Here is a 12,463-nt window from a genome sequence, read left to right on the forward strand (position 1 = left end):
CGTGGTCACTTCTCGGCCACGCCGGCCGAGTCGAACGTGGCGACCTCGTGCAGCACCCGGACCGCGCCGGTGACCACCGGCAGCGCCAGCAGCGCGCCGGTGCCCTCGCCGAGGCGCAGCCCCAGATCGATGAGCGGGTCGAGGCCGAGGTGTCGCAACGCCACCGTCGCGCCGGGCTCCGCCGAGCGGTGTCCGGCGACCATGGCGGCGACCGCGTCCGGAGCGAACGCGGCGGCGGCGAGCGCGGCGGACACCGCGATCACCCCGTCCAGCAGGACCGGCGTACGACGGGCGGCGGCACCGAGGATCAGCCCGGCCAGGGCGGCGTGCTCCAAACCGCCGACGGCGGCGAGGACACCCAGCGGGTCGGCCGGGTCGGGGGTGTGCCGGGCCAGCGCGGCCCGCACCACGGCCACCTTGTGGGCGTACGTCGCATCGTCCACTCCGGTGCCCCGACCCGTGGAGTCGAGCGGGTCGACGCCGGTGAACGCGGCGATCAGCGCGGCGGCCGGGGTGGTGTTGCCGATGCCCATGTCCCCGGTGAGCAGAATGCCGGCGCCGGCGTCGATCAGCTCGTCGGCGACCCGGACGCCGGTCAGGACCGCCGCCAGCGCCTCGTCCCGGGTGAGCGCTGCGGTCACCGACAGGTCGCGGGTACCGCGGCGTACGGACGCGTCGATCAGCCGCGGCGCGGCCAGGTCCGACACGGGCGCGGAGCCCGTGGGCGCGGCCAGGTCCGACACGGGCGCGGCCGAGCCCGTGGGCGCGGCCAGGTCCGACGCGGGCGCGGCCGACCCGGTGGGCGCGGGCAGCGGGTGGGCCACCCCGACGTCGATCACGGTGACCGACGCGCCGGCCTGCCGGGCGAACGCGTTGACGACCGCGCCACCGGCCAGGAAGTTGCCGATCATCTGCGCGGTGACCTCCTGCGGCCACGGGGTGACTCCCTGGGCGTGCACCCCGTGGTCGCCCGCGAAGATCGCCACGGCGGCGGGCTCGGGCACCGGCGGCGGGCAGGTCCCGGCCAGTCCGGCGAGGTGTACCGACAGGTTCTCCAGCAGGCCCAGCGAGCCCGCCGGCTTGGTCAGCCGGCCGTGCAGCTCGCGGGCGGCGGCCATCGCCGCCTCGTCCGGGGGCCGGATCGCCGACGTCGTGGTCTCCAGCATCATGCCTCCATGATCTCGCGCAGCACCGCGATGAACGCGTCGGTGGTGTCTCGGTCGCGTACCGCCACGCGCAGCCAGTCCGGGCCGAGCCCGGGGAAGGTGTCGCCCCGGCGGACCGCCCAGCCCCGGTCGCGCAGGGCGGCCCGTACCCGGGTCGCGTCGGGCAGGCGCAGCAGGACGAACGCGCTGGCGGGGCGGCCGGCGACGCGTACGCCCGGCAGGTCGGACAGGCAGGCGACCAGGTGGTCGCGGTCGGCGGCGAGTTCGGCGGCGATCGCGCGTTCGGCCTGGACCGCGACGGGCGTGGCGCAGGCCTCGGCGGCGGCCAGCGCGGGCGTGGAGACGGCCCAGAGCGGCTGGACGGCGGCCAGCCGGGACAGCAGGGCCGCGTCGCCGAGCAGGTAGCCGATCCGCAGGCCGGCCAGGCCCCAGGTCTTGGTGAGGCTACGCAGGACGAGCAACCCGGGCAGGTCGCGCCGCTCGGCGAGCGACTCGGGTTCGCCGGTGTCCGCGCCGCCCGTGGTGTCGGCGAACGCCTCGTCGACGACCAGCACCCGGCCGGGACGGGCGAGCGCGGCGATGGTCCGGGCGGGGTGCAGCACCGAGGTGGGGTTCGTCGGGTTGCCGATCATGACCAGGTCCGCGTCGGCGGGCACGAGGGATTCGTCGAGGCGGAAGCCGTCGGCCGGGTCCAGCAGGACCCGCTCGACCGTGTGCCCGGCGGCCCGCAGCGCCGCCTCCGGCTCGGTGAACTGCGGGTGCACCACCACGGGCCGGCGCACGCCGCGCAGCGCCTGGGCGATGAGCACGAAGCCCTCGGCGGCCCCGGCGGTGAGCAGTACCTCGTCCGGGTGACGCCGGTGCCGGGCGGCGACGGCGGCGCGGGCCGGGGCCGGGTCCGGATAGCGGGCCAGGTCGGTGAGGGTGGCGGCGATCGGATCGGCCAGCCAGGCCGGCAGCGGCGCCCGGCGGACGTTGACGGCGAGGTCGACCAGACCGGCGCTGGCCTCGGCGTCGCCGTGGTGCGCCAGGTCGGGCTCGGCGTCGACGAACGGCGACACCCCGCACGGCTGATCACGCATGTCCGCGATCCTGCCGGGAAGGTGGCCGGCGGGACAGTCGATGTCGACGTAAGCCATGTCACCACCTCGCGGGTTTATGAGTTCTTCTCATGTACGAATCGGAAATGTCATAACTTTGCGACGTGAGCAACCGACCCCTTGCTGCCGCTGGTCGTCTCGTTCCTCTCCTGCGCGCCGGGCTCATCGCCGGCATCGTGATCGCCGCCGCCGCCTACCCGCTGGTCGCCCTCACCGGGCTCGGCGCGAAGGCCACCGCGCACGCCACGGAGCAGAAGACCCGGCTGCTGACCAAAGCCCTGCCCGCCGAAACCTCCTACCTGTACGCCCCGGACGGCAAGACCGTGCTGACCATGTTCTACGAGGAGTACCGGCAGTACACGAAGCTGTCGGACATGTCGCCGAACATCCAGCAGGCGATCGTCGCCGCCGAGGACTCCCGCTTCTACCAGCACCACGGCGTCGACCCGAAGGGCGTGGCCCGCGCCTTCGTGGCCAACGCCCACTCCAGCGGGGTGTCCCAGGGCGCGTCGACGCTGACCATGCAGTACGTCCGGATGGCCCTGCGGGACAGCGCCACCACCCCCAAAGAGGTCCAGGAGGCCACCCAGCAGACCAGCCTGCGCAAGGTCAAGGAGATGCGCATGGCGCTGGACCTGGAGAAGGAGATGAGCAAGGAAGACATCATGGAGCGCTACCTGAACTCGGCGTACTTCGGTCACCGGGCGTACGGCATCTACGCGGCCAGCGAGATCTTCTTCTCCAAGACCCCGAAGGACCTCACCCCGGTCGAGGCGGCCACCCTCGCCGGGCTCGTCAAGTCCCCCTCCGAGTACGACCCGGCCGACTCCGACCAGAAGGAGGCCACCGGGCGGCGCAACTACGTCCTGGACCGGATGAGCCAGCTCGGCTACCTGTCCCCCGACTCGGCCGCCGCCGCGAAGTCCGAGCCGATCCGGCTGAAGCTCACCACCCCACCGAGCGACTGCGCCTCGATCATCGAGAAGTACCAGAGCTGGGGCTTCGCCTGCGACTACGTGAAGAACTGGTGGAGCGCGCAACCGGCGTTCGGCAGCAACCGCCTCGAACGGATGGACAAGCTGCGCCGGGGCGGCTACCGGATCGTGCTCAGCCTCGACCAGAAGGTCCAGGAGGCGGCTGAGAAGAACGTCGGCGCGAAGGAGGGCACCGGCAGCCCGTTCGCCAACGGCATCGTGGTCTCCGAACCGGGCACCGGGCGGGTCAAGGCGATGGCGGTCAACCGGAACTACTCCCTGGACCTGGCCGACAATCCACCCAGCTCCAATCCCGAGGCCGGGCCGAAGGTGAAGGCCAACTACCCCAACACGGTGGCGCCGCTGCTCGGCGGCGGAGACCTGCCCGGCTACCAGGCCGGATCGACGTTCAAGATGTTCCCGATGCTGGCCGCGCTGGACTCCGGGATGACGTTGTCCACCTCGTTCAACGCCCCGTACCGCTACAAGTCGTCCGTCTACGACGGCTGGGCGCCGTCGAACGCCAGCGGCGCGATGACCGGCCAGCAGACCATGTGGTCGGGCTTCGGCAAATCCGTCAACACGTACTTCGTGTGGCTGGAGGAGAAGGTGGGCGCGGAGAAGGCGGTCCGACTCGCCGAACAGCTCGGCCTGCGCTGGCGTACCGACGTCGACCGGGAGCAGGCGTCACCGGGCAAGGCCAACAAGTGGGGCGCGTTCACCCTCGGCGTCTCCGACGCCACCCCGCTGGAGATGGCGAACGCCTACGCGGCCATCGCGGCCGACGGCCGCTACTGCGAGGCGATACCCGTGCAGGCGATCATGAACCGGGACGGCACACCGGCCACGTACACCACGCCGGGCGGCATCCAGCGCGAGGTGGCGAAGCCTCGCTGCCGCCAGGTGGTCAGCGCCGACGCCGCCCGCGCGGCCACCGACGCCGCCCGCTGCCCGACCGGGGACACCCCGGCACGCGGGGGCTGCGGCGGCTGGTCGACGGCCGACAGCGTCCGGGGTACGGTCGGCCGCCCGGTCGCCGGCAAGACGGGTACCACCGACAGCACCCGGTCCGCCTGGTTCGTCGGGTTCACACCGGAACTGGCTGCGGCGAGCTTCATCTCCGACCCGGACAATCCGTTCAACGCGGTCGGTGACGGGCAGTCCCAGATCCCGATCGCGGCGGTGGCACAGACCCTGCGCGACGGCCTCAAGGGCACACCTACCCGCCAGTTCACGCCGCCCTCAGACGCCATCGTCGGGTGACGGCGGGGGTCGGCGAAAGGTCCGCCGGGCGGCGGGGCTCAGCGAAGGTCCGCCGCCACGAACGACCAGACTTCGAGGTCGACCCGGCCACCGCCGACGAAGCCGGCGTTGCGCAACAGGCCCTCGTAGCTGAAGCCGGCCTTCTCGGCGACCCGGCGGGACGCCAGGTTGCCGGGCGCGACCCGCAGCTCGACCCGCTGGAAACCGTGCTCCAGGATCAAGGCGATGGCCACCGCGTCCACCGCCTCGGCGGCCAGGCCGAAGCCCCGGGCGTGCGGGGCCATCGCGTAGGAGACCTCGGTGAGGCGGGCACCCCAGTCCGTACGCCGGGTCCAGAGGGAGCCGACCACCTGGTCGTCCTCCCGGCGGATCACTCCGTAGTGGTCGCCCTCGCCGCTGTCGCGTCGCTGCCGGGCCAGGTCGGTGCACCAGGCGTGCCCGTCGATCGGACCGGAGTCGCCGGGCAGCGGCAGCCAACGCCGGGTCAGCTTGTCGGCGAAGATCTCGCCGGCCGCCGCCGCGTCGGCCGCGGTGAGCCGGCGCACCTCCGTACGCGGGGTGGAGACGGTCAACACCGGAAACCGGCGGACCGCCACCTGACCGATCACGCCGGCACCACCGGCTGTGACACCGCCTCGGCTGCTGGCTCGCCCACCGCCGCGGCCACCACCCGGGCGGCGGTCGCCGGATGACCGGCCCAGTGCAGGGTGAGCTGCGAGGCGTGCACGTTGCGCCAGACGAACCCCTCCGGCGTGCCACCTTCCCACCGCCACGCCGGCCGCTGACCGGCGCGCGGGGTGAGCACCGCCCGGTGCTCCTTGTGCCCGACAACCACCGTGCCGCTCGCGGCGACCACGCTGTCGGTCTCGGCGGTCGCCTCCCGGTAGCCCACCACCAGGCCGTCGCGGCTCGCGCCCACCGCGTCCAGCACACCGCACATCGGCAGCCCGTCCAGCTCCCGGGCCAGCCAGAGCAGACCGGCGCCCTCGGCGACCACCGGCCGGCCGGTACGCGCCAACTCGGCCACCGCGATGCAGAGCCGACGGTTGGCCGACAGTTGCTCGGCGTACGCCTCGGGCAGCGCTCCCCCGACGACCAGCGCCCGCGTGCCGACGGGCAACGCCTCGTCGCGCAGCGGGTCGACCGTGACCACCTCGGCGCCGGCCGCCGTCAGCAGCTCCGCGGTCTCCGGGTGGCTGAAGCTGCCACCCGGACCACCGGCCACCGCGACCAGCGGACGCTGCGCGGGCACGACCAGCTCACCGAGCGCGTCCCCCGGCGACCAGGCCACCGCCGGCAGGGGCGGAGCGGAACGGGCCAGCCCGAGCAGACGTTCCAGGTCGACAGTGGCGGCGACGGCCTCACCCAGGCGACGCACCGCGCGGACGGCGTCGGCCGAGGAGTCGACGACCGGCGCGACCCCGTGCCGGCGGGACGGCAGCACGGCCGGCAGATCCTGGCGGCGCAGCGCGCCGTAGACGGGCACACCCACGTCGTCCAACGCCTCGCGCAGCATGCTCTCGTGCCGCGACGACGCCACCCGGTTGAGGATCACCCCGCCCAACCACAACTGCTCGTCGTACGAGCGGAACCCGTGCACCAGCGCGGCCACCGACTGACCCATCGCGGCCACGTCGACCACCAGCACCACCGGGCTGCGCAGCGCCGCCGCGGCGGCGGCCGTGGACTCCTGCTCGGGCCGGCCGCCCACCGAGTCGTACAGGCCCATGCTGCCCTGCACGACCGCGAGACCGGCACCGGCGGCGCCGTGCGCGACCAGCGGGGCGAGCCGGTCGACGCCGACCAGCCGGGGATCGATCACCCGGCCCGGTCGGCCGGCGGCGAGACCGAGGTACGCGGCGTCGACGTGGTCCGGGCCGAGCTTGAACCCGGCGACGTCGACACCCCGCTCGGCCAGGGCGGCGAGCAGCCCGATCGCCAACGCGTTCTTTCCGTGCCCGGAGGACGGCGCGCTGAGCACCAGGCGCGGCACGACGGTCATCATCGACTCCTCGCGGGCGGCGGCGGGTACGCGACGGACAACCGAGGGGGTCGATCCGTCGGCGTGACGATACTCGCCCGCACCGACGGGCGAGCACCGCCAACCGGGGGTCGGCGGACCGTCCCGGCCCGGTCGCGGTGAGTGGCCCCGGTCATACGGGTAGCCTCGGTGCCGTGTACCGGTTCCTGCTGAGCCCACGCTGGTTGGGCGCCCTCGCGCTGACGCTGGTCGCCGCCGCCGTCATGGTGTGGCTCGGCAACTGGCAGCTGGACCGCTACCGGGGTCGTACCGAGATCAACGAGCGGATCGACGCGGGCGAGCGGATGGCCCCGGCGCCCCTGGCCGACGCGTTCCGCCCGCCGGCCGGCGGGCCCGGCACCGCCGGTCCGGCTCCCGCGAAGGACCGGGTCTGGACCCGCGTCACCGCCACCGGCCGGTACGACACGTCGAACACCGTCCTGGTCCGGGGCCGGACGGTCGACAGCCGGGTCGGCTTCGAGGTGCTCACCCCACTCGTGCTCGCCGACGGCACCGCGCTGCTGGTGGACCGGGGCTGGATCCCGCCGGCTCCGGGCGGCGCGACCGCCCAGCCGTCGGTGCCCACCCCGCCGGGCGGCGACGTCACGGTCAGCGGCCGGGTGCACGAGACCGAGAGCGGCGCCGGCGTGGTGGACCGCCGCGACGGACGGCTGGAGACCCGGCGGATCGCCGTGCCGCGGCTGGCCCGCGAGCTGCCCTACCCGGTCTACGGCGGCTACCTGCTGCTGGACGAGCAGACCCCGGCCGCCGACCCGCTCTTCAAGGCCGTCCCGGTCGGGCACACCAACAACTGGCAGAACTTCGGCTACGTCGTGCAGTGGTGGCTCTTCGCCGCGATGGCGATCTTCGGCTACGGCTGGGTGGCCCGCCGCGAGGCACGCCGGGCCGCCGGCCTCGGTGGCGCGCCGGCACCGCTGGACCGGGCGGCCGAGCCGACGCCCAGCGCCTCCGCCTGACCCCGCCCTGACAGCCTGAACCGGCGTCAGCCGGTGGGCTGGCCCCGACCGCCGTCAGCCGGTGACCCGGCCCGCGTGGATGGCGCGGACGGCGTCGATGGTGTCGGCCTCGGCGGCGGACTTGTCGTCCCGGTAGCGCACCACGCGGGCGAACCGCAGCGCCATTCCACCGGGATAGCGGGTGCTCGTCTGCACCCCGTCGAACGCGATCTCCACGACCTGCTCGGGACGCACCCGGACCACCCAGTCGCCGCGCTCGACGGCGAGGCCGAGGAACCGCTCGGTCTGCCACCGCAGCAGCTCGTCGGTGAGCCCCTTGAACGTCTTGCCGAGCATCACGAAGTCGCCGGTGCGCGGGTCACGGGCGCCGAGGTGCAGGTTGGAGAGCCAGCCCTTGCGCCGGCCGCTGCCCCACTCCACGGCGAGCACCACCAGGTCGAGGGTGTGTCGGGGTTTGACCTTGACCCAGGCCGCCCCACGACGGCCGGCGTCGTAGGGGGCGTCCGGCGCCTTGACCACCACGCCCTCCTGGCCCGCGTCGAGGGCGGCGGCGAACGCCGCCCCGGCCTGCTCCGGACCGTCGACCTCCATCCGACCGACCAGCAGTGACGCGTCCACCGCGCCGGCGAGCGCGGCCCACCGCTGGTGGCCGGGCAGGTCGATCAGATCCTCACCGTCGAGGTGCAGCAGGTCGAAGAAGTACGGGGTGAGCACCGTCGTGCCGGTGCTGGCGGCGGCCGCGAGCACCGCCGGGGCGACCGGCGTACGGCCGGTGGTGCTCGGGGTGGTGCGCCGGGCGGCCCGGCTGGAGGTCTGCTGGAACGGCAGCGGGCGGCCCGTCTCGTCCAGGCCGATCGCCTCGCCGTCGAGCACCAGCTCGCGGCCGGGCAGGGCGCGCACCGCCGCGACGACCTCGGGCACCCGGCTGGTGATCTCGTCGAGGCTGCGGGTGAACACGGCGATGTCGGCGCCGGAGCGGTGCACCTGGATGCGGATGCCGTCGAGTTTCACGTCGACCACGGCCGGCGTGCCGGTCGCGGCCAGCGCCTCGTCAACCGAGGGGGCGCTCTGGGCGAGCATCGGCGCGAGCGGCCGGCCGACCCGCAGGCCGAAACCAGCCAACTCGGCGGCCCCTCCGCGCAGCGCGGCCACCGCCACGGCCCGCAGGTCACCGGCGAGCAGCAGGGCACGGCGGACGGTGGCGGCCGGCACCTCGGCGGCCCGGGCCACGGCATCGGCGAGCAGCCCGGCCTGCGCGCCCTGGCGCAGTTCACCACCGAACAGGCCGGTCAGCAGCCGTTGCTCGTCGGCGGTGGCCGCCGCGTAGAGGGCGCCGAGCAGAGCGCGGCGGCGGGCCTGCGCCCCCGAGCCGTGCACAGCGGCGATCTGGGCGATGGCCGCGTCGACGGCGGCCACGGTCAGCGTCGGCTCGACGGCCGGCGCGGGCAGGTCACGCAGACTGGCGTAGCCCACGCCGGTCTGGCGTTGCCGCAACTCACCGGCGAGATAGCCGGCGCCGGGCTCCACCTCGGCCGGGTCGAGCCGGCGCAGCGCGTCGGCGAGCAGCTCCACCTTGGCCCGCCGGCCGCTGGTGGCGCCCACGGCGGCGGAGGTGGCCGCCAGGTCGATGAACCGCACGACGCTCATCCTGCCAGTCACCTCCGACACCGCCCGGGCATTGCCGTGCCCGGGCGGTGTCGGCGCGGTGCCGCAGCCCGCTGGCCCTGGTTCTCAAGGCACTCAAGGGGCGGCGGGAATCAGGCGGAGACGGGCTCCTCGATGCGCAACCCTCGGGCGCGGACCTCACCGGCCACCCGGGAGAGCACCGAGTCGAGGGCGACCAGGGCGGCGGAGAGCTCACCGAGCTGTTCGTTGAGCGTGTCCTCGGACCACGCGGAGACGTCGACGTCCCCCAGTGCGCTGACGGCGGCCCCCAACCGGGCCATCACCTCGTTCGTACTCATGTTCGAAAGCCTATAACAACCCCATCGACGACACGCCGTAAACACGCAGTTCAGGCGCAAACTTGCCGTTATCACTCCGCCGCAGCGGCCACCTTGCCCAACAGCAGCGCCTCGGCGAGGCAGACCTTGGCGAACTCGCCGAGGTGCAGGCTCTCGTTCGGACCGTGCGCGCGGGCGTGCGGGTCCTCCACGCCGGTCACCAGGATCGCCGCCTGCGGGAACATCTCCTGGAAGGTGGCGATGAACGGGATCGAGCCGCCGACGCCGATGTCCAGCGGCTCGGTGCCGTCCCAGGCGGCCTGGAACGCCGAGCGGGCGGCGTCGAACATCGGCCCGGACGCGTCGATCACGCACGGGTTGCCGTCGTGCTCGAAGGTGACCGTGACCTGAGCGCCCCACGGCGCGTGCTTCTCCAGGTGGGCGCGCACCGCCGCGTACGCCCGCTTGGGGTCGTCGCCTGGGGCGAGACGGACGCTGAGCTTCGCCTTCGCGGCCGGCACCAGGGCGTTCGGGGCCTCGCCGGTGGCCGGGGCGTCGATGCCGAGCACCGCCAGCGCCGGCTTGGTCCAGAGCCGGTCGGTGAGCCGGCCGGTACCGATGAACTGCACACCCTCGACCAGCCCGGCCTCGGCGCGTACCCGGTCCTCCGGGTAGTCGACGGCGGCGCCCACCCGGCCGACGAGCCCGTCCACCGCCACGTCACCGGCGTCGTCGTGCAGGGTCGCCAGCAGCCGGACCAGCGCGGTCAACGCGTCCGGGATGGCGCCGCCGAACATGCCGCTGTGCACGGCGTGGTCCAGCGTGCGCACCTCGACGAAGCAGTTGACGATGCCGCGCAGCGAGGTGGTCAGCGCCGGTACACCGATGTCCCAGTTGCCCGAGTCAGCGATCACGATGACGTCCGAGGCGATCTCGTCGCGGTGCTCGACGAGCAGCCGCTCCAACGAGTCGGAGCCGAACTCCTCCTCGCCCTCGATGAACAGCACCACACCGACCGGCAGCGCGTCCCCGTACGCCCGCAGGGCCGCGACGTGCGCCATGATGCCGGCCTTGTCGTCGGCCGCGCCCCGGCCGTACAGGCGGCCGTCGCGCTCCACCGGCTCGAACGGGTCGGACTCCCACAGCGACCGGTCGCCGACCGGCTGCACGTCATGGTGGGCGTAGAGCAGCACGGTGGGCGCGCCGGGCGGGGCCGCGCGACGGCCGATCACGGCCGGCTGCCCGCCGGAACGCACGATGTCGACGTCCAGACCGCAGCCGCGCAGCAACTCGGCGACCGCCTCGGCGGAACGCTCGACGTGCGAGTGGTCGAAGCCGTCGAAGGCGATGCCGGGGATACGGACGAGGCGTTCGAGGTCGGCCCGGACGCCGGGCATCTCCCGCTCGACGGCGGCCCGCACCTCGGACTCGGACATGATCGGTGAGGTCATGACCGGCATCGTATGCCGGCCTTACCCAGGCCGGCCGGCCGAGCCCGCACCCGCAGCGGGGACCCGCACGAAGTAGCGCGACGCGTCGAGCGGCAGCGTCGGCGCTCCGTCGACCACCAGGTCGGCGTGCGCGGCGGTGTCGTCGGCGCTGAAGTGCGCCCGCTCACCGACATGCCAGCGGCGCAGCTCCGGCAGGATCTCCGCCCCGTCCCGTTCGACCGCGCGGGCCAGCCGCAGCGGCGCGGGCGCGGTCACGAAGACGGCGAGAGTCAGCTCCGGCCGGACGACGGCACGCGCGGCGCTGACCCCCTCCACGATCAGCACCGGCGTCACCGGCACCGGCACCGGGCGGGGCAGGAAGGACCGCCGTACCCAGCTGTACCGCCGGTACGCGCCCGGCTTCCCCTGGCGCAGCCGGGCCAGCACCTCGCCGTCGAGCCGGGGCCAGAAGGTCAACTGGTCGCCCCAGCCGTCGAGCAGGTCGTCGGTGTGCACCACGGGCGGCCGCCCGCCGGGCAGCGCCGCCAGGGCGTCCGCGAGGTGCGCCGCGAACCGGCTCTTGCCCGCGCCGCTCGGCCCGTCGACGGCGACCAGCCGGGTCCGTCCCAACCGCGCCGGGCCCGCGAGCACCCGGCGCGCCACCTCGGCGTACGCCTCGACGACTGCCACCGGTGCCACCTGCGCGGCGGAACCCTCGGTCGGCCCATCGGCGTCGTTTCGGTGTCGAAGGGTGCCGGGCTCACGCAGCGGCGGCCCCGTGCGTCCGAGCGGTCCCCTGGCGAAGAGTCCGTGCACGAGCGCAGTATGCCCCTCCCCTGGTCCGCGCTCGCCAGGCTCGGCGGTCTGGCCGTGATCGACTCGGTTTCACGGATGTCGCTCTCTCCCGCCCGCCACGACACCCCGACCTCACGGAAATCGAGTCGATCATGCCGATCCCGGCCGGGTGACACGTCTGGCTGAGCCTGTTGGGGCGGCCATTCTCACGTCCGGGGGAATTGGGGTGGCGAGGGGTGACGGGCGATCGGTTCGCCGCGCGGGCCGGTAGCCGAGTCGGCATGATTCGGTGGTGCTCCGAGACGTGATGAGCCCCGGCATCGACGCCCTGCTCGAACAGGCCCGCGCCGGGCTGCACCGACTGACTCCACAGCAGACCGTCGAGGCGGTCCGCGGTGGCGCTCTGCTTGTCGACACCCGTACCGACACGCAGCGCCGCGAACAGGGTGACCTCCCGGGGGCGGTCGTCATCGACCGCACGGTGCTGGAGTGGCGGCTCGACCCGGCCAGCGCCTGGCGCATCCCGGAGGCCACCGCGTACGACCGGGAGATCATCGTGGTGTGCCGCCAGGGCTACAGCTCCAGCCTGGCCGCCGCGAGCCTCCAGACCCTCGGGCTGCGCCGGGCCACCGACATGATCGGCGGCGTCGACGCGTGGCTGGCCGCCGGTCTGCCCACCACCGACCGCCCCGCCGACATCCGCCTCTGACCAGCCCGCTATCCCACCTCGCCGATCATGACGTTGTGGTGGCGGACGCAGAGGGCCATCAGCGACATATCAGGCACCACGACTCC

10 protein-coding genes and 1 pseudogene are annotated in these 12,463 nt (G+C 74.0%); 3 read left to right on the top strand and 8 right to left on the bottom strand.

Features of this window, described 5'->3' with window-relative positions; genetic code table 11:
* Nucleotides 1-5: 5 nt before the first annotated feature.
* On the bottom strand, nucleotides 6-1,166 hold the full coding sequence (locus AB0I89_RS30030; RefSeq protein ID WP_357133690.1) for a nicotinate-nucleotide--dimethylbenzimidazole phosphoribosyltransferase: 1,161 nt from the start codon (nucleotides 1,164-1,166) through the stop codon (nucleotides 6-8).
* Nucleotides 1,166-2,248 (bottom strand): Rv2231c family pyridoxal phosphate-dependent protein CobC, encoded by a 1,083-nt coding sequence (gene cobC, locus AB0I89_RS30035; RefSeq protein ID WP_357133615.1) that lies wholly within the window; start codon nucleotides 2,246-2,248, stop codon nucleotides 1,166-1,168. Before cobC ends, AB0I89_RS30030 begins: the two co-directional genes overlap by 1 nt.
* Nucleotides 2,249-2,370: 122 nt before the next feature.
* On the opposite strand from cobC, the gene AB0I89_RS30040 reads away from it, so the two are divergent.
* Entirely contained in the window at nucleotides 2,371-4,503 is a 2,133-nt protein-coding gene (locus AB0I89_RS30040) for a transglycosylase domain-containing protein (protein ID WP_357133617.1), read from the top strand.
* Between the two features lie 38 nt (nucleotides 4,504-4,541).
* On the opposite strand, the gene AB0I89_RS30045 is transcribed toward AB0I89_RS30040, so the two are convergent.
* A complete protein-coding gene (locus AB0I89_RS30045) occupies nucleotides 4,542-5,111 on the bottom strand; it encodes a GNAT family protein (protein ID WP_357133619.1) in 570 nt (189 codons plus the stop codon).
* A complete protein-coding gene (locus AB0I89_RS30050) occupies nucleotides 5,108-6,505 on the bottom strand; it encodes a cobyrinate a,c-diamide synthase (protein WP_357133621.1) in 1,398 nt (465 codons plus the stop codon). The genes AB0I89_RS30045 and AB0I89_RS30050 overlap by 4 nt, the downstream gene beginning before the upstream one ends.
* A gap of 173 nt (nucleotides 6,506-6,678) precedes the next feature.
* Here AB0I89_RS30050 and AB0I89_RS30055 point away from each other — a divergent pair, with 173 nt between their 5' ends.
* Complete coding sequence (locus AB0I89_RS30055) at nucleotides 6,679-7,500, top strand: SURF1 family protein (protein WP_357133623.1); 822 nt, start codon at nucleotides 6,679-6,681, stop codon at nucleotides 7,498-7,500.
* 54 nt (nucleotides 7,501-7,554) lie between these two features.
* Here the strand turns inward: AB0I89_RS30055 and AB0I89_RS30060 are convergent, their stop codons facing one another.
* The 4 genes and pseudogenes from AB0I89_RS30060 to AB0I89_RS30075 form a co-directional block, all read right to left on the bottom strand.
* A complete protein-coding gene (locus AB0I89_RS30060) occupies nucleotides 7,555-9,147 on the bottom strand; it encodes an ATP-dependent DNA ligase (protein ID WP_357133625.1) in 1,593 nt (530 codons plus the stop codon).
* Nucleotides 9,148-9,257: 110 nt separating this feature from the next.
* Nucleotides 9,258-9,464: a hypothetical protein gene (locus AB0I89_RS30065; RefSeq protein ID WP_030333429.1), complete on the bottom strand. Its 207-nt coding sequence runs from the start codon at nucleotides 9,462-9,464 to the stop codon at nucleotides 9,258-9,260.
* A 71-nt stretch (nucleotides 9,465-9,535) separates the two neighbouring features.
* Nucleotides 9,536-10,879: a dipeptidase gene (locus AB0I89_RS30070; RefSeq protein WP_357133692.1), complete on the bottom strand. Its 1,344-nt coding sequence runs from the start codon at nucleotides 10,877-10,879 to the stop codon at nucleotides 9,536-9,538.
* Nucleotides 10,872-11,563: pseudogene (locus tag AB0I89_RS30075) on the bottom strand (hypothetical protein); the annotation flags it as partial. The pseudogene AB0I89_RS30075 and the gene AB0I89_RS30070, both read right to left, overlap by 8 nt.
* A 412-nt stretch (nucleotides 11,564-11,975) precedes the next feature.
* Here AB0I89_RS30075 and AB0I89_RS30080 point away from each other — a divergent pair.
* Nucleotides 11,976-12,377: a rhodanese-like domain-containing protein gene (locus AB0I89_RS30080; RefSeq protein ID WP_355052319.1), complete on the top strand. Its 402-nt coding sequence runs from the start codon at nucleotides 11,976-11,978 to the stop codon at nucleotides 12,375-12,377.
* Nucleotides 12,378-12,463 lie beyond the last annotated feature (86 nt).

The sequence above is a fragment of the Micromonospora sp. NPDC049801 genome, from assembly GCF_040656575.1.
Classification (GTDB): domain Bacteria; phylum Actinomycetota; class Actinomycetes; order Mycobacteriales; family Micromonosporaceae; genus Micromonospora.

Bases quoted from the DNA above. Each gene is read 5' to 3' on its own strand.
- AB0I89_RS30070 (WP_357133692.1), bottom strand. From the start codon at position 10,879: ATGTCCGAGTCCGAGGTGCGGGCCGCCGTCGAGCGGGAGATGCCCGGC.
- AB0I89_RS30050 (WP_357133621.1), bottom strand. From the start codon at position 6,505: ATGACCGTCGTGCCGCGCCTGGTGCTCAGCGCGCCGTCCTCCGGGCAC.
- AB0I89_RS30060 (WP_357133625.1), bottom strand. From the start codon at position 9,147: ATGAGCGTCGTGCGGTTCATCGACCTGGCGGCCACCTCCGCCGCCGTG.
- AB0I89_RS30080 (WP_355052319.1), top strand. From the start codon at position 11,976: ATGAGCCCCGGCATCGACGCCCTGCTCGAACAGGCCCGCGCCGGGCTG.
- AB0I89_RS30030 (WP_357133690.1), bottom strand. From the start codon at position 1,166: ATGCTGGAGACCACGACGTCGGCGATCCGGCCCCCGGACGAGGCGGCG.
- AB0I89_RS30065 (WP_030333429.1), bottom strand. From the start codon at position 9,464: ATGAGTACGAACGAGGTGATGGCCCGGTTGGGGGCCGCCGTCAGCGCA.
- cobC (WP_357133615.1), bottom strand. From the start codon at position 2,248: ATGCGTGATCAGCCGTGCGGGGTGTCGCCGTTCGTCGACGCCGAGCCC.